14 protein-coding genes are annotated in these 16,835 nt (G+C 68.6%); 8 read left to right on the forward strand and 6 right to left on the reverse strand.

The genetic code is table 11. The annotated features are described in order from the left end of the window. Positions 1-67: 67 nt before the first annotated feature. Positions 68-1,312 (reverse strand): CaiB/BaiF CoA transferase family protein, encoded by a 1,245-nt coding sequence (locus tag BMY35_RS34435; RefSeq protein ID WP_093209171.1) that lies wholly within the window; start codon positions 1,310-1,312, stop codon positions 68-70. 256 nt (positions 1,313-1,568) lie between these two features. Here BMY35_RS34435 and BMY35_RS34440 point away from each other — a divergent pair, with 256 nt between their 5' ends. The 7 genes from BMY35_RS34440 to BMY35_RS34470 all read left to right on the forward strand — a co-directional run bounded on the left by BMY35_RS34440 (position 1,569) and on the right by BMY35_RS34470 (position 9,595). Continuing rightward, the gene (locus BMY35_RS34440; protein WP_093209174.1) at positions 1,569-2,459 is read left to right on the forward strand and encodes a helix-turn-helix domain-containing protein; all 891 of its coding nucleotides are present in this window, start codon (positions 1,569-1,571) and stop codon (positions 2,457-2,459) included. A 124-nt stretch (positions 2,460-2,583) separates the two neighbouring features. After that, the gene (locus BMY35_RS34445; protein WP_093209175.1) at positions 2,584-3,513 is read left to right on the forward strand and encodes an ABC transporter substrate-binding protein; all 930 of its coding nucleotides are present in this window, start codon (positions 2,584-2,586) and stop codon (positions 3,511-3,513) included. 25 nt (positions 3,514-3,538) lie between these two features. Next, positions 3,539-5,047, forward strand: a complete 1,509-nt coding sequence (locus tag BMY35_RS34450) for a sugar ABC transporter ATP-binding protein (RefSeq protein WP_093209178.1) — start codon at positions 3,539-3,541, stop codon at positions 5,045-5,047. Next, on the forward strand, positions 5,044-6,024 hold the full coding sequence (locus BMY35_RS34455) for an ABC transporter permease (RefSeq protein ID WP_093209180.1): 981 nt from the start codon (positions 5,044-5,046) through the stop codon (positions 6,022-6,024). The genes BMY35_RS34450 and BMY35_RS34455 overlap by 4 nt, the downstream gene beginning before the upstream one ends. A 156-nt stretch (positions 6,025-6,180) precedes the next feature. Next, positions 6,181-7,311: an alcohol dehydrogenase catalytic domain-containing protein gene (locus BMY35_RS34460; RefSeq protein WP_093209183.1), complete on the forward strand. Its 1,131-nt coding sequence runs from the start codon at positions 6,181-6,183 to the stop codon at positions 7,309-7,311. Between the two features lie 23 nt (positions 7,312-7,334). Further along, a complete protein-coding gene (locus BMY35_RS34465; RefSeq protein WP_093209185.1) occupies positions 7,335-8,861 on the forward strand; it encodes an FGGY-family carbohydrate kinase in 1,527 nt (508 codons plus the stop codon). Next, complete coding sequence (locus BMY35_RS34470) at positions 8,858-9,595, forward strand: SDR family oxidoreductase (protein ID WP_093209188.1); 738 nt, start codon at positions 8,858-8,860, stop codon at positions 9,593-9,595. The genes BMY35_RS34465 and BMY35_RS34470 overlap by 4 nt, the downstream gene beginning before the upstream one ends. Before the next feature lie 12 nt (positions 9,596-9,607). Here BMY35_RS34470 and BMY35_RS34475 read toward each other — a convergent pair whose 3' ends face one another. Genes BMY35_RS34475 through BMY35_RS34485 form a run of 3 tightly spaced genes read right to left on the reverse strand, consistent with a single transcriptional unit; the run spans position 9,608 to position 13,117 of the window. Continuing rightward, positions 9,608-9,925: a polyhydroxyalkanoic acid system family protein gene (locus BMY35_RS34475; RefSeq protein WP_093209190.1), complete on the reverse strand. Its 318-nt coding sequence runs from the start codon at positions 9,923-9,925 to the stop codon at positions 9,608-9,610. Then, positions 9,918-11,006 (reverse strand): aminopeptidase, encoded by a 1,089-nt coding sequence (locus tag BMY35_RS34480; RefSeq protein ID WP_093209263.1) that lies wholly within the window; start codon positions 11,004-11,006, stop codon positions 9,918-9,920. The genes BMY35_RS34475 and BMY35_RS34480 overlap by 8 nt, the downstream gene beginning before the upstream one ends. A 47-nt stretch (positions 11,007-11,053) precedes the next feature. Then, a complete protein-coding gene (locus tag BMY35_RS34485; RefSeq protein WP_093209193.1) occupies positions 11,054-13,117 on the reverse strand; it encodes a molybdopterin-containing oxidoreductase family protein in 2,064 nt (687 codons plus the stop codon). A 51-nt stretch (positions 13,118-13,168) separates the two neighbouring features. Here BMY35_RS34485 and BMY35_RS34490 point away from each other — a divergent pair, with 51 nt between their 5' ends. After that, positions 13,169-14,296 carry an ABC transporter substrate-binding protein gene (locus BMY35_RS34490; protein ID WP_093209195.1) on the forward strand — a complete coding sequence of 376 codons (1,128 nt, stop codon included), beginning with the start codon at positions 13,169-13,171 and terminating at the stop codon, positions 14,294-14,296. Between the two features lie 105 nt (positions 14,297-14,401). Here the strand turns inward: BMY35_RS34490 and BMY35_RS34495 are convergent, their stop codons facing one another. Together BMY35_RS34495 and BMY35_RS34500 are read right to left on the reverse strand one after the other, a co-directional pair. Next, complete coding sequence (locus tag BMY35_RS34495; protein ID WP_093209198.1) at positions 14,402-15,493, reverse strand: M14 family metallopeptidase; 1,092 nt, start codon at positions 15,491-15,493, stop codon at positions 14,402-14,404. A 50-nt stretch (positions 15,494-15,543) separates the two neighbouring features. Then, a complete protein-coding gene (locus BMY35_RS34500) occupies positions 15,544-16,746 on the reverse strand; it encodes a M20 aminoacylase family protein (RefSeq protein WP_093209201.1) in 1,203 nt (400 codons plus the stop codon). Positions 16,747-16,835: the final 89 nt, after the last annotated feature.

Consider the following 16,835-nt stretch of genomic DNA (forward strand, 5'->3'; position numbering starts at 1 on the left):
CTCTCTCTCCTTGTTGCCGGTTTATCGCACGAGGGCCGTTTCGCCCCGGTGATTGCCCCTCGCGGAGCTAGCCCACGATCCCGCGCTCGCGCAGCGCCGCGATCTGCTCTTCGCTCAGTCCGATTTCCTTCAGCACCGCGTCGGTGTTCTCGCCGAGCGCGGGCGCGTCGTGCCGGTGGCTGGCCGGCGTGAGCGACAGCTTGGGCACGAAGCCGGGCACCGCGAGATCGCTGCCGTCGGCCATGCGCACCTGCTGCAGCATGCCGCGCGCGGCATAGTGCGGGTCGGCCGCGATATCGGCGATGGTGTAGATGCGCCCGGCCGGCACGTGCGCCGCATCGAGCGCCGCCAGCACCTCGCCCACGGTGCGCTGCGCGGCCCAGTCGCCGATGGCGGCGTCCAGCATTTCCACCTGCGCGACGCGGCCCGTGTTGCCGGCCAGCGCCGGGTCGGCCGCCAGGTCGGGTCGGCCGATGCATTCCATGAGCCTGCGGAAGATGCTGTCGCCGTTGCCCGCGACGATGGCGTAGCCGCCGTCGGCACAGCGGTAGGCGTTCGTCGGCGCGATGCCGGGCAGCGCGCTGCCGGCCGCCTCGCGCACCGCGCCGAAGGCGCCGTACTCGGGCAGCAGGCTTTCCATGCAGTTGAAGACCGCCTCGTAGAGCGCCACGTCGACCACCTGTCCGCGCCCCTTCGGATATTCCGCGCTCACCGTCGCATGCCGATGCTGCATCGCCATCAGCACGCCGATCACCCCGTGCAGCGAGGCCAGCGTGTCGCCTATCGAGACGCCAACGCGCACCGGCACGCGGCCCGGTTCGCCCGTGAGATGGCGCAGCCCGCCCATGGCCTCGGCCACCACGCCGAAGCCGGGGCGGTCGCGATACGGCCCCGTCTGGCCGTAGCCGCTGATGCGCAGCATCACGAGCGCGGGGTTGGCGGCCAGCAGCTCGTCGGGGCCCAGGCCCCAGCCTTCCATCGCACCGGGGCGGAAGTTCTCGACCAGCACGTCGGCCTCCGCCGCGAGCTTGCGCACCACGGCCTGCGCCTCGGCCTCGCGCAGGTCCAGCGCCAGCGAGCGCTTGTTGCGCGACTGGACCTGCCACCAGACCGAGGTGCCGTCCTTCAGCAGCCGCCAGGTGCGCAGCGGATCGCCTGCGCCGGGCGGCTCGATCTTGATGACGTCCGCGCCGAAATCGCCCAGCGTGCGCGCGGCGAAGGGCCCGGCGATGAGCTGTCCCAGCTCGATGACCTTGAGGCCGGCCAGCGGGCCCGCCGAGGAGGATGAGGTTGTGCTTGTGGTCGTCGTCATGGCGCCCGAGTGTGCCGCCCCGCCGGGCCGGGAAGGGAAAACACCTATGAATTCTTGACTCCGCCGACCTCGGGTTCGCCGCAGTGCAGCAATCGGAGCCAGCGCCCTGCTCCTTCCTCGGGGAGAAAGGGTCTTGCTGCGGCGCAATGCGGCCTCCGGCGTCGGTCTCCGGGGCCTTACGCAAGGTCAAGAAAGTATCGATTCCCGGCGCTATCTCTGGTTGTTGGCGTCGGGAGCGGTTCGTACAGTCCGCCCCATGCAACCCGACCTGGAAATCGTCGAAGTCCGCGGTGACGAATCGTTCACCTGCTGGGCGCACGGATACCCGTACCGCACGGTGCGCTGGCACTTCCATCCCGAGTACGAGATCCAGCTCATCGTCGAGACCCAGGGCGTGTATTTCGTGGGCGACCACGTCGGCCACTTCGAGCCCGGCAACCTGGTGCTGATGGGCCCCGACCTGCCCCACAACTGGATCAGCGACGTGCCCGCCGGCCAGAGCGTTGAACGGCGCGGCATCGTGATCCAGTTCCCGGCCTCGCTGGCGCAGGGCATGGCCGCGACCTTCCCCGAGTTCGAGCGCATCGCACCGCTGCTGGCCGAATCGGGCTCGGGTCTGCTGTTCTCGGCCGAGACCGCCGCGGCGGCCAAGCCGATCATGGAATCGCTGCTGGAGGCGCGCGGCCTTCGGCGCGTGGTGCTGCTGCTGTCGCTGCTCGAGCTGCTGGCCGATGGCCGGGACCGCCAGCGCCTCGCCAGCCCCGCCTTCAAGCCCGACCCCAAGGCCTTCATGTCGCACGCGATCAACAACGTGCTGGCGCACATCGCCGCCAACCTGGGCGACGACCTGCGCGAGCCGATGCTGGCCGAGCTGGTGGGCCAGAGCCCCAGTGCCTTCTCGCGCTCGTTCCGCAAGCACACGGGCCAGTCCTTCGTGCGCTATGTGAACCGGCTGCGCATCAGCCGCGCCTGCGAGCTGCTCACCAACAGCGAGAAGCCCGTGCTCGACGTCTGCATGGACGTGGGCTTCAACAACGTGTCGAACTTCAACCGGCAGTTCCTGCTGCACAAGCGCATGCCGCCCACCAAGTTCCGCCAGTTCCACCGCATGCAGGCAGCCGCCTCGCGCGCAGCCAGCCCGCCGTAGCGCACGGCGCCACCACCGTTCCCCCGCGTCGTTTCCGGCGCGGCGCATCGAGGCGCCGCGCGGGGCGGCCCTTTGCCAGCGTTTCTTCCACGGACAGCAAGACAACCTCAAGGAGACAGCCACCATGACGAACCTTCTCAAAGCCACCGCCCTCACCGCATGCATCGCCGCGCTGGTCTGCGGCACTTCGGCCGCGCAGGCCCAGGCGGCGAAGCAGCCGCTGCGCATCGGCATGACCTTCCAGGAGCTCAACAACCCCTATTTCGTGACCATGAAGCAGGCGCTGGAGGAAGCCGCCGCCAGCATCGGCGCGACCGTGGTCACCACCGACGCGCGCCACGACGTGGCCAAGCAGATCGGCGACGTGGAGGACATGATCCAGAAGAAGGTCGACATCCTGCTGCTGAACCCGACCGACTCCACCGGCGTGCAGTCGGCCGTGCGCTCGGCCAAGAAGGCGAACCTGGTGGTGGTGGCGGTGGACGCCAACGCGCAGGGTCCGGTCGACTCCTTCGTGGGCTCGAAGAACACCGACGCCGGCCGCCTGGCCTGCGACTACCTCGCGAAGAACATCGGCGAGAAGGGCGACGTGGCCATCCTCGACGGCATCCCGGTGGTGCCGATCCTCGAGCGCGTGAAGGGCTGCCGCGAGGCGCTCGCCAAGTACCCCGGCATCAAGGTGGTGAGCACGCAGAACGGCAAGCAGGAGCGCGCCACCGCGCTCACCGTGACCGAGAACATCCTGCAGGCCAACAAGGACCTGAAAGGCATCTTCAGCGTGAACGACGGCGGCTCCATGGGCGCGCTCGCGGCCATCGAGGCCAGCGGCAAGGACGTGAAGCTCGCCAGCGTCGACGGCGCGCCCGAGGCCATCAAGGCGATGCAGAAGCCGGGCTCGAAGTTCATCGCGACCACGGCGCAGTACCCGCGCGACCAGATCCGCCTGGCCATCGGCATCGCGCTGGCGAAGAAGTGGGGCGCCAACGTGCCGGCCGCGGTACCTGTCGACGTGAAGCTGATCGACGCCGAGGGCGCGAAGACCTTCAGCTGGTAACCCTCGCATCGACGAGTTCAAGGCCATGGAAGACACCGCCGAAATGCTTCGGCTCGAAGGCGTCTCGAAGAGCTTTCCCGGCGTGAAGGCGCTCTCGGGCATCGACCTCTCGATCCGCAAGGGCGAGGTGCACGCGCTGCTCGGCGAGAACGGCGCGGGCAAGTCGACGCTGATGAAGATCCTCGGCGGCATCCACCAGGCCGACGAGGGGCGCATCCTCATCGAGGGCAGCGAGCGCAGGTTCGCGGGCTACAACGACGCGATCGCCGCGGGCATCGGCATCATCTTCCAGGAGTTCAGCCTCATCCCGCACCTGAACGCGGTGGAGAACATCTTCCTCGGCCGCTACCTGAAGAACCGCTTCGGGCTGATGGACAGGGCGGCGATGAAGCGCTCGGCGCGCGAGCTCTTCGACGAGCTGGGCGTGCACATCGACCTCGACGCGCCCATCTGCCGCCTCTCGGTGGCGCAGCAGCAGTTCGTGGAGATCGGCAAGGCGCTCTCGCTGAAGGCGCGCCTGCTGGTGCTCGACGAGCCCACCGCCACGCTCACGCCGAACGAGGCCGGCCATCTCTTCAACATCATGCGGGAGCTGCGCGCCAGGGGCGTGGCGATGATCTTCATCTCGCACCACCTCGACGAGATCTTCGAGGTGTGCGACCGCATCAGCGTGCTGCGCGACGGCGCCAACGCGGGGCACGCCGAAGTGGGCGAGACGAACGTGGACGCGCTGGTCGAGATGATGGTGGGCCGGCGCATCGAGCACAGCTTTCCGCCGAAGCCGCAGCCCGCGCCGCGTGGGCGCAAGGTGCTCGAAGTGCCGCACATCCAGCTCGCCAAGGGCGGGCCGATCAATGCCTTCGAGCTGCACGAGGGAGAGATCCTCGGCTTCGCGGGGCTGGTCGGCTCGGGCCGCACCGAGCTGGCACTGGGCATGATGGGCGCCGACCGCGCCCATCGCAAGACGGTGCTGCGCAACGGCGTGCCCGTGCAGCTGGACGACCCGACGCAGGCGCTGGAACACGGCATCGGCCTGCTGCCCGAGAGCCGCAAGGTGGAAGGGCTCATCACCGACTTCACGATCCGCTTCAACATCTCGCTGAACAACCTCGGCAGGCACCGCAGCGCGGGACTGGTCAGCAGGGCATCGGAAGAGCGCTCGGCCGCCGAGCTCTCGCGCCGCGTCGGCGTGAAGGCGCCCGGCATCGAAACCCGCGTGGCCACGCTGTCGGGCGGCAACCAGCAGAAGGTGGTGATCGCGCGCTGGCTCGGCCACGACTGCGACGTGCTGATCTTCGACGAGCCCACGCGCGGCATCGACGTGGGCGCCAAGGCAGAGATCTACGGGCTCATGCGCGAGCTCACGCGGCAGGGCAAGTCGATCGTGATGATCTCCAGCGAGCTGCCCGAGATCGTCGGCATGTGCGACCGCGTCGCGGTGTTCTCGGGCGGCTCCATCGTGGCCACGCTCGAGGGCGACTCCATCAACTCCGGCGACATCATGCGCCACGCAACCAAAGGGGGCCTGCAATGAACGCCACCGCCACCCATCCCGTGCCGCCGGTTCCCGCCGGCGGGCTCTTCACCCGGCTGCGCCGCTCGACGGCCTTTCTTCCGCTGGTGGGCCTGGTCGCGATATCGGTCTTCATGATCGTGGCGACCGACAACTTCCTCTCGTGGAGCAACCTGCAGAACATCGCGCTGCAGTCGTCGATCAACGCGATCATCGCGGTGGGCATGACGGCCGCGATCCTCACCGGCGGCATCGATCTTTCGGTGGGCGCGGTGGTGGCGCTCTCGGGCACGCTGGCCTCGGGGCTGATGGTGCAGTTCGGGCTGCCGCCGATGCTCGCCGTGCCGCTGGGCCTGGGCGTGGGCGTGGTGATCGGCCTGTTCAACGGCTACTGCGTGGCCTACCTGCGCATGCCGCCCATCATCGTGACGCTGGCCACCATGGGCATCGCGCGCGGCATCGCGCTGATCTACACGGGCGGCTACCCCATCGACGGGCTGCCCGACTCGTTCGCCTTCCTCGGCGGCGGCGTGCTGGCCGGCATCAAGGTGCCGATCCTCATCATGCTGGCGACCTATCTCGCGGCCTACGTGCTGCTGAACATGGCGCCCTTCGGCCGCTACGTGTACGCCATCGGCGGCAACGAGGAAGCCACGCGGCTGTCGGGCGTGCGGGTGTCGCGCTACAAGCTGCTGGTGTACGCGCTCAGCGGCTTCACCGCAGCGGTGGCCGGCATCGTGCAGGCCTCGCGCGTGACCAGCGGGCAGCCCGGCGTGGGCGTGGGCTTCGAGCTCGATGCCATCGCCGCGGTGGTGATGGGCGGCACCTCCATCGCGGGCGGACGCGGTGCCATCGTGGGCACGCTGGTCGGCGCGCTGCTGCTGGGCGTGCTGAACAACGGCCTGAACATGATCGGCGTGTCGCCGTACCTGCAACTGATCATCAAGGGCGGCATCGTGCTGCTCGCCATCTTCATCAGCCGCGAGGCAAAACGCTGAGCCCTTTCCCGCCTTGCTCCTTCCCCCGCTGGGGGAAGGCTGGGATGGGGGCAGGCAGGGCGTGCCCAATGGTCACGCCGCTTGCCCCCACCCCTGCCCTCCCCCAACGGGGGAGGGAGAAAAACCCGAAACAACCTCTCTGAACACAAGGAACCCATGTCCTATCAAAAGCTCCAGCCCGGCACCTCGGGTGCCATCTCGCAACTCGCCTCCATGCAGGCCGTCGTCTGCCACGGCCCCAAGGACTACCGGCTCGAGACCGTCGACATGCCGGTCATCGGCGCCAACGAGCTGCTGATCTCCATCGCCGCCTGCGGCATCTGCGCCTCCGACTGCAAATGCCACTCGGGCGCGAAGATGTTCTGGGGCGGCGACGGACAGCCCTCGTGGGTGAAGGCGCCGGTGATCCCGGGCCATGAGTTCTTCGGCTACGTCGAGGCGCTGGGCGACGGCGCGGCCGAGCACTTCGGCGTGGAGAAAGGCGACCGCGTAATCGCCGAGCAGATCGTGCCCTGCGGCAAGTGCCGCTTCTGCACCTCGGGCAAGTACTGGATGTGCGAGGTGCACAACATCTTCGGCTTCCAGCGCATCGTGGCCGACGGCGGCATGGCCGACTACATGCGGCTGCCGCCGACCTCGCGCGTGCACAAGATTCCCGACGGCATCCCGCTGGAAGACGCGGCCATCATCGAGCCGCTCTCGTGCGCGATCCACACGGTGAACCGCGGCGAGATCCAGCTCGACGACGTGGTGGTGATCGCCGGTGCCGGGCCGCTGGGGCTGATGATGGTGCAGGTGGCCGCGCTGAAGACGCCGAAGAAGCTGATCGTGATCGACCTCGTGCCCGAGCGCCTCGCGCTCGCGAAGCAGTACGGCGCCGACGTCGTCATCAACCCGAAGGCCGAGAACGCCGACGCCATCGTCAAGGGCCTGACCGGAGGCTACGGCTGCGACGTGTACATCGAGACCACCGGCGTGCCCGCGGGCGTGACGCAGGGCCTGGAGATGATCCGCAAGCTCGGCCGCTTCGTGGAGTTCAGCGTGTTCGGCTCCGAGACCAGCGCGGACTGGTCGATCATCGGCGACCGCAAGGAGCTCGACGTGCGCGGCGCGCACCTGGGGCCGTACTGCTACCCCGTTGCCATCGACCTGCTGGCGCGCGGCCTCGTCACCTCGAAGGGCATCGTCACGCACGACTTTCCGCTGACCGAATGGGAGCGCGCCTTCGCGCTGGCAAACTCGCTGGATTCCATCAAGGTGCTGCTGAAGCCGCAGCCCCGATCCTGAGAGACAACCAGCCAGAGGACACCATGAAATACGTGATCGGCGTCGACATCGGCACGCAGAGCACCAAGTGCCTGCTCGTCGGAATCGACGGCAAGGTGCATTCGCAGCACAGCGTGGCCTACCAGCCCGAGACGCCGAAGCCGTTGTGGGCGCAGCAGGACTGCGAGGTGTGGTTCGACGCGGTATGCGAGAGCGTGCGTGCCTGCGTGGCCGGCAGCGGCGTCGCACCCTCCGACATCGCCGCGATGTGCGTGAGCAGCCTCTACGGCGGCGCGGGCATTCCGGTCGATGATGAGATGCGCCCGCTGCACCCCTGCCTGATCTGGATGGACCGCCGCGCCACCGCCGAGGTCGACGCGGTGAACGCGAAGGTCGACGTGGCGCGGCTGCAGGCCATCACCGGCAACGGCGTGGACAGCTACTACGGCTTCACCAAGATCCTGTGGGTGCGCGAGCACCTGCCCGAGGTATGGGCGAAGACGCGCCACTTCCTGCCGCCCAACAGCTACGTCAACTGGCGGCTCACCGGCGAACTGGCGGTCGATCACAGCTCGGCCGGCAACATCGGCGGCGTGTACGACGCGGCGCGCCGGCAGTGGTCGGAAGAAGCGATGGGCATGCTCGGCATTCCGTCGCGCATGATGCCGCCGCGCCTGGTGGAGTCGAGCGACGTGGTCGGCGCTCTGGGCGCCGAGTGGGCGGCGAAGCTCGGCCTTGCCGAGGGCATGCCGCTGATGGCGGGCGGGGTCGACGCGGCGGTCGCCACCTTCTGCGCGGGCGTCACCGGCAGCGGCGACCACGTGGCGATGATCGGCACCAGCATGTGCTGGGGCTTCGTGAGCCCCACGGTCGATGCGCGGCACAAGCTCATCACCATGCCGCACGTGTACCGCGGCGCGGACCGCAGCTATGTGTTCGGCGGCGCTATCACCGCGGGCGCCGCGGTCACCTGGTTCCGCGAGGCCTTCTGCCAGGCCGAGATCGCGGAGGCCGCGCGCACCGGCGAGGACGCGCACGCGCTCATCGAGCGCAAGGCGGTCGACGTGCCGCCCGGTGCCGAGGGCCTGGTGTTCCTGCCCTACCTCATGGGCGAGCGCAGCCCGATCTGGGACGCGCAGGCCAAGGGCGCATTCATCGGGCTTTCGCTCGCGCACAGCCGCGCACACCTCTACCGCGCGGTGCTCGAAGGCGTGAGCTTCGCGCTGCAGCACAACATCGAGGCCGGGCGCCGAAGCGGCCAGCCGCTGGACGAGCGCCTGATCGTGGTCGGCGGCGCGGCGCATTCCGATCTCTGGATGCAGATCGTGGCGGACATCACGGGCTATCCGGTATTCACCATCGAGCAGGAAGTGGAAGCGGCACTGGGCGCGGCGATGCTCGCGGCGCTCGGCGCCGGGCTGGTCGACGCGGCCACCGCCGAGCGCGGCTGGGTCACGCTGGTGGAGCGGGCGCGGCCCGAGCCGCCCGCGCAGGCCGTGTATCGCGAACGCTTCGAAATCTACAAATCGCTTTACCCCGCGCTGCGCGATGCGATGCAGCGGCTGAAATGACGACCTCCTTCGACTTCTCCGGACGCCATGCCCTCGTGACCGGCGCGAGCAGCGGCATCGGCCGCGCGGTGGCGGCACGGCTCGCACAGGCGGGCGCGCAGGTCACGGCCATCGGGCGCAATGCCGCGGCGCTGGCTGCGCTGCATACCGAAGCCGGCTGCACGCCCCTGTTGCTCGACGTGGCCGATGCACCGGCGCTGGAACGTGCGCTGGCTGCCCTGCCCGCCTTCGATCTCGTGGTGAATTGCGCCGGCATCGCGCTGCTCGAATCCGCCATCGAACTGCAGGCCGACAGTTTCGACGCGGTGATGGCCGTCAACGCGCGCGCGGCGGCACTGGTGGCTTCGCGCTGTGGCAAGGCGATGATCACGGCCGGCGTGCGCGGCAGCATCGTCAACGTGTCGAGCCAGGCTTCGCTGGTCGCGCTCGACGCCCATCTTTGCTACTGCGCCTCGAAGGCCGCGATGGACGCCGTCACGCGCTCGCTGTGCCTGGAGTTCGGCCCGCACGGCATCCGGGTGAACAGCGTGAACCCGACCGTCACGCTCACGCCGATGGCACAGCAGGCCTGGGCCGATCCGGAAAAGAGCGCCGCGGCCCTCAGGAACATTCCGCTGGGCCGCTTCGCGCAGGTGGAGGAAGTGGTGGCGCCGATCCTCTTCCTGCTGGGCGACGGCGCGTCGATGATCAGCGGCGCGGCGCTGCCGGTGGACGGCGGCTACACCGTCGTCTGAAACCGGGGGCGCTCAGGCGAGGCGGGTGCCGCCCCGGGGAGACGACTCGAGCATCGCGTCGAGGTTGCGCGTGATCTTCTGCTCGATCATTTCGCTGAAGCTGCTGAACAGGAAGCCCAGCGTCGCGTCGAGCTTGAAGGTGGTGTCGGTGACTTCGACGGTGCCGTCGATGCCGGCGCGCGTGAAGGTGGCGGTGTCGCAGCCCTCGCCCTGCGTGTAGACGCATTCGAGGCCGAACTCCTGCTCGGCCTGCTGGATCCACTTGCGTGCGACGACACGCGCGCGTGCGATGCCCAGTGTGTGGTTGCGTTCGATGTGGATGTCAGGCACCGCGATCTCCGGTCTTGTCGTGTTCAGGGCTGGTCTGGGTCTGAAGGATACCCGTCGCTGCCTGCAGGGCGACGCGGCGTTCCTCTGTGGTGGAAAGCGCGGCGATGCGCCGCACCTCGGCATAGAAGCGCGGCCAGTCGCGGCCTTCGCGCTCGAAAAGTTTCTCGAAGCTGGGCACGAGGTCGTCGTAGGCACCCTGCGCACCGAAGGCCGCGTTGTTGGCGCGCGCCACCCAGGCGTCGTAGGCGTTCTGGCGCAGGCCGCTCCAGCCCTCCTTCAGCTTCGCGTAGCGTTCACGGAAGTCGGCCATGGCGGCCTGCTTCATGACGTCCACCTTGGCCCAGTCCTTGGCCTTGGCCTCGGGCGACTCGTAGACCTGCGTGAGCGCGCGGCGGGTGTTGAGCGCGAGCGCGCGGAAATCCTGGCGCTGCGCATCGAACTGCGCGTACTCGCGCCGCGCCGCGTCGCCGGCCTCGCGCTGCAGCCACATCGCGCCGCCGATGCGCTCGACCGCGGTGGCGTACGACTCGTTGAACACCGTGTCGCCGGCCACGTAGAGCACCTGGTGCGCCAGCTCGTGGAACACGATGCGCGCCAGCTCGCCCTCGGGATAGCCGATGAAGGTGGACAGCAGCGGATCGCCGCCGGCCCAGTTCATCCAGCCCAGCGTGGAGTACGCGGGCACCGGGTACACGGCCACTTCCAGGTCCTGCTTCTTCTGCTCCTCGGCTTCGGCCTTGGCCGCTTCCTCGCTGTAGTAGCCGCGATAGCCCACGCAGCCCGCCACCGGGAAGCACCAGCTCTTGAGCGTGAGCGAATACGGCGGCGCCGCCACCACGTTCCACACGGCCGCGGGGCGGTGAAGGTCGGCGTACGACTTGTAGCTGGCGTTGTCGGGCAGGCCGAGCTCGACCGACGCGAAGCGGCGGATGCGCTGCGTGAGTTCGAGCTTGGTCTTCAGCGCGGCCGACACCGACGGGTCTGCCAGCCACTCGGGCACCGGCTTGGCGGCCCGCATGATGCCGATGTGGCCGCTGGCGGACTGCCAGTAGTAGCCGAGGTCGGCGCAGCCGGTGAGCATGAGCAGCGAACCGGCGAGCGCGAGCGCCGGAAGAACGCGAAGAGGCCTCACACCTTCTCGACTTCGACCAGGCAGTCGTAGAAGGTCGGCCCGCGGCCGATATCGGTCAGGCGCTGGCTGGTGAGCTCGTTGACGTTGGTGCCGTCCATGCCGAGCTTGCGCCACCAGATGCCCATGCCGTGCACCACGCCCTGTCGTGCGCGGCGCGAGACCTCGGCGCGGCAGCGGTGCTCGCCGCGCTTGTTGAACACGCGCACCGTCGCCCCGTCCTCGATGCCGCGCGCCGCGGCGTCGGCCTCGTGGATCTCGAGCAGCGGCTCGACCTCGATGGCGCGCAGGCTCGTCACGTTGACGAAGGTCGAGTTGAGGAAATTGCGCGCCGGCGGCGAGATCATGGCCAGAGGGAACTCGGTCGAGCTGCCTGCCGGCTCCCAGTTGGGCACGTGGTCGGGCAGGCCGTCCATGCCCATGGCTTCGAGGCGCCCGCTGAAGAATTCGCAGCGGCCCGAAGGCGTAGGGAACTGGCCCTCGGCGAACGGAGCCTCGGGCAGCTTCAGGCTGCTGAAGCCCTGGGCCAACAGCTCGGAGAAATCGATGTTGCGCTCGGCGAAAGCAGTGCGGCACAGCGTCTCGTCGGAATCGGAGAAGCAGGGCTCGTCGAAGCCCATGCGCTTCGCCAGTTCGCGGAACACCCAGGCGTTGCTGCGAGCCTCGCCGCGCGGCGCCACAGCCGGGCGGTTCAGCAGCACGTCGGTGTGGCCGTAGCTGCAGTGGATGTCCCAGTGCTCCAGCTGCGTGGTGGCGGGCAGCAGGTAGTCGGCGTAGTCGGCGGTGTCGGTGCGGAACTGCTCCAGCACCACCGTGAAGAGGTCTTCGCGCGCGAAGCCCGCCGCCACCTTGGCCGACTCGGGCGCCACCGCCACCGGGTTGCTGTTGTAGACCACGATGGCCTTCACCGGGTTGGCGGTGTCCAGCAGCGCGTCGCCGATGGTGCTCATGTTGATGGTGCGCGGCTTGCGCCCGGCCAGCAGGTCGGGGCGCTGCAGCGCGGCGCGGTCCACCGGGTAATGGCCCGAACTGCTCAGCAGCAGGCCGCCCGCGCGGTCGCGCCAGGCGCCCACCAGCGCCGGCAGGCAGGCCACGGCGCGGGCCGCGTTGCCGCCGCCGCGCACGCGCTGCATGCCGTAGTTCAGGCGGATGGCGGCCGGCTTCGTGGTGCCGTAGGCCTTCGCGAGCGAGACGATCTGCTCTTCGGGAATGCCGCAGACCTGGGCCGCGCGCGACGGCGGCCATTGCAGCGCGCGCTCGCGCAGCTGCTCCCAGCCCAGCGTGTGGCTGGCGATGTAGGCGTGGTCGAGCCAGTCGTTCACGATCAGCTCGTGCATCAGGGCCAGCGCCAGCGCGGCGTCGGTGCCGGGCAGCAGCGCGATGTGCTCGTCGCACTTGTCGGCGGTTTCGGTGCGGCGCGGGTCGATGCACACCAGCCGCGCGCCGGCGCGCTTGGCGGCCTGGGCGTGGCGCCAGAAATGCAGGTTGCTGGCGATGGAGTTGCTGCCCCAGATCAGGATCAGCTTCGCCTCGGCGAAGAACTCGATGCGCATGCCGACCTTGCCGCCCAGCGTGTAGAGCATGGCCTCGCCGCCGGCCATCGAGCAGATCGTGCGGTCCAGCAGGGTGGCGCCCAGCTTGTGGAAAAAGCGCCTGTCCATGGACTCGCCCTGCACCAGGCCCATGGTGCCCGCATAGCTGTAGGGGACAATAGCTTCGGGTTTTCCCTGTAATACTCGAAGATTAGCGGCGATGTCGTCCAGCGCGGCATCCCAGCTCACCGGCTCGAACTGGCCGCTTCCCTTGGGGCCGACGCGCTTCAGGGGCTGCACCAGCCGTTCGGCATGGTCGTTGCGTTCGATGTAGCGCGACACCTTGGTGCACAGCACCCCGCCCGTGTGCGAATGGGCGGGGTTGCCCTGCAGCTTCACGGCAACGCCGTCCCTGACGGTGGTGACCAGCGCGCAGGTGTCCGGACAGTCGTGCGGGCAGGCGCCCAGCACGGTGGTCGTTGCGGGCTGAGCGGGCGCTTCTTCGAGCGAGGTATCCGGTGCGTGGGCCATCGGGCAAGTCTAATTTGTGCGCGAATCAGAGCGCGGGAGTGGGTTTTCATCATGTTGAATCGACGTCATTTTTCCCTGGCCGCCGGCGCGGCCGCCACGCTGGGCGGCTTCGGCATCGCCCGGGCGCAGGGCGACACGCCGCTGGTGCTCGGCCAGTCGGCGCCGTTCACCGGCCCGGCAGCGCAGCTGGGCATCCAGTTCCACCAGGGCGCCAAGCTGTTCCTGGACCAGTACAACGCCCAGCCGGGCCGCCGCAACGTGGTCATCAAGAACCTGGACGACGGCTATGAGCCCGACCGCTGCGCGGCCAACACGCAGAAGCTGATCGACGAAGACGCCTTCGCCCTGTTCGGCTATGTCGGCACCCCGACCAGCCTGGCCGCCCTGCCGCTGGCCGCGAAGGACAAGGTGCCTTTCGTGGCCCCCTTCACCGGCGCGATGTCGCTGCGCGAGCCCTTCCAGAAGAACGTGTTCCACCTGCGCGCCTCGTACAACGACGAGACGGCGCTGATGGTGAAGCAGCTCACCCACCTGGGCCTGAAGAAGATCGCGGTCTTCTACCAGAACGACGCCTACGGCAAGGCCGGGCTCGACGGCGTGACGCTGGCGCTCGCCGAGCAGCAGCTCAAGCCGGTCGCGCTGGCCACCGTGGAGCGCAATTCGGCCGACGTGGCGCAGGCGGTGAAGACCATCGTGGCGGCGCGGCCCGACGCGGTGGTGCAGGTGGGCGCGTACAAGGCCTGCGCCGCCTTCATCCGCGAGGCACGCAAGGCGGTCTACGGCGGCACCTTCTTCAACATGTCCTTCGTGGGCACGCAGGCGCTGGCGGACGAGCTGGGCAAGGACGCGGCCGGCGTGATGGTGACGCAGGTGGTGCCCTCGCCCTACAACCAGGCCAACGCGCTGGCGCGCGAGTTCAACGAAGCGGTGCGCAAGGCCGGCGGCGGCGCGAGCGCCAATTTCTCGAGCATGGAAGGCTACCTGGCCGCGAAGGTGCTGACCGAGGGCCTGCGCAAGGCACCGGGCAAGCCCACGCGCGAGAGCCTCATCGCCGGGCTGGAAAGCATCGACCGCCAGCAGTTCGGCGGCTTCGAGGTGTCGTTCTCGACGAAGAACCACGTGGGCTCGAAGTTCGTCGAGCTCTCGATGCTGACGGGCGACGGCCGCGTCAGGACCTGAGGTTCTTTCGTGGAATACCGCGGAACCGGCTTTGCCGGGCCGCAGGTATTGCCCCCTTGAGGGGGTTGGCGAAGCGACACGAAGTGCGCGAAGCCTGGGGGTGGGTCAGCTCAGCCCGTCGACGGCCTGGAACATGGCCTGGCGCGCCTGGCTGACGATCTGTCCGCGCCAGGCGTCGGTGTCCGTATAGAAGGCTTCCAGCATCCGCGCCCGGATGCCGTCCGCCAGCTCGGCCGGCGCCTGCGGATGCTTGTGCAGCCAGTGGTCGGCGCGCAGCGCGCCGGTCACTTCCAGGATCGGCAGCGTGCCGTATTCGAGCGCGATGCCCGTGTATTCGGCCTGCGGGCATTCCTCGTACACCGAATCCCACATCAACCCGCGCAGCAGCGCCGAAGTGGAGGAGCCGTCGTAGATCGAGGTGACTGGCGCGGCCGGCGTGCCCCACCACGCGTTGGCGCGCGCATAGGCGACCTTGTCGTCGCGGCAGGCGAAGATGCGTTCGCCCAGGCCGTTCGGGCCCAGCCCCGTGTGCAGGTCGATCCACGCGATGCGCTTCGCGCGGCCGGCATGGCGGCGCAGCACATCGCGGATGGTCTTGTTGCTCCAGGTCGGCGCCTTGCCGCCGTAGAACAGGCCGTCGTCGAACTGGTACTGCCCGCTGGTCACTGCCGCCTGGTAGGCGGTGGTGCCGTGCTTGCCTATCCACTTCTCGATGGCCGCCTGGTTCTCCGGCGTGGGCGGCCAGGTGTCGGGCAACAGCAGCTCGTGCAGCTTCGCGTAGGGCTCGTTGACCGGCACCGGCTTCGAGAAGTCGATGAAGTTGCGGTTGAGGTCGACGTTCTCGTGCGTCACGCGCCGGCCGTACGAGAAGCCGTGCGGATTGAGCGCATGCACGTACAGCACCGCCACGCCCTGCGCCTTCGCCTTCTCGCGCCATTCGGCGTCGTGCAGCGCGAACACCTGCACGCCGCTGCCGCAATGGCCCTCGACGCCGTGGCATGCGCTGCTGACGACCAGCAGGTTCTGCGCATCGGGTGCGCCGTCCAGCGCCACGTCCATCGAGAGCTCCTCGCCCTCGCGCCCCTTGAGCGGATGGGCATGCGGCTCGACCGTGAGGCCGGCGCTCACGCAGCCCTGCAGGAATTTCTGGCGCGCCTGCGCGTAGCGCGGCGAAAAGGCTTCGGCGATTCCGATCATGTGGCGCAGGACCTTTCTCGGTGGATCAGGCGATCAGGGTGGTCGGGCGATCAGGCCGCGGCGCCGCCGGGCTTGAGGAACTGCTCGGCGATCTGCACCCAGCAGGTGGCCCCCAGCGGGATCAGATCGTCGTTGAAGTCGTAGCTCGCGTTGTGCAGCGTGCACGGACCTTCGCCGTGGTGCACGTCGCGGTGCGCGCCGTCGCCGTTGCCGATGAAGGCGTAGGCGCCGGGCTTGGCCTGCAGCATGAAGGCGAAGTCTTCCGAGGTCATGGCGGCCTCCTGCTTCAGCACGTTCTCGGCGCCGACGACACCGCCCATCACGCGGCGCGCGAAGTCGGCCTCGGCCTCGGTGTTGATGGTGGGCGGGTAGTAGCGCTCGAAGCGGAACTCGCAGGTCGCGTCGTGCGCCGCGCAGATGTTGTCGCAGATCTTCTTCATGCGCGCCTCGATCATGTCGAGCACCTCGATGGAGAAGGTGCGCACCGTGCCCGACAGCTCGCAGTTGTCGGGAATCACGTTGTTGGTTTCACCCGCATGGATGGTGGTGACCGAGATCACGGCCGAATCGGTCGGTTTCATCTTGCGCGTGAGGATGGTCTGGAAGGCCTGCACGATCTCGCAGGCGATCGGCACCGGATCGACGCCGGTCTGCGGCAGCGCCGCGTGACCGCCCTTGCCGATCACGTTGACGAAGAACTTGTTGCCCGAGGCCATCACCGGGCCGGGGCTCACGGCGAACTGGCCGGCCTTCATGCCGGGCCAGTTGTGCATGCCGAACACGGCATCCATGGGGAATTTCTCGAAGAGCCCTTCCTTGATCATCTCGCGGGCGCCGCCGCCGCCTTCTTCGGCCGGCTGGAAGATCAGGTAGACGGTGCCGTCGAAGTTGCGGTGCTTCGCCAGGTGCTGCGCTGCCGCGAGCAGCATCGCGGTGTGGCCGTCGTGGCCGCAGGCGTGCATCTTGCCGTGGTGCTTGCTGGCGTGGGCGAAGGTGTTGAGCTCTGTGACGGGCAGCGCGTCCATGTCGGCGCGCAGGCCGACCGCGCGGTTGCTGGTGCCGTTCTTGACGATGCCCACCACGCCGGTGGTGCCCAGGCCGCGGTGGATGGGAATGCCCCATTCGGTGAGCTTGCCTGCCACCACGTCGGCGGTGCGGACTTCTTCGAAGCAGAGTTCGGGATGAGCGTGGAGGTCACGTCGGACGGCGGCGATGCCGGCCGCCTGCGTGACGATCGAGTCGATGAGTTTCATGGGGTGGTCGTCTCAAAACGCCAGTCTATCCACTATGGCGTTTCGGGGCACCACGGAAAACACGCAGCCCGAGAGGGCTGCCGGGACAT

The sequence above is a fragment of the Variovorax sp. YR750 genome (genome assembly GCF_900109805.1).
GTDB lineage: Bacteria > Pseudomonadota > Gammaproteobacteria > Burkholderiales > Burkholderiaceae_C > Variovorax > Variovorax gossypii.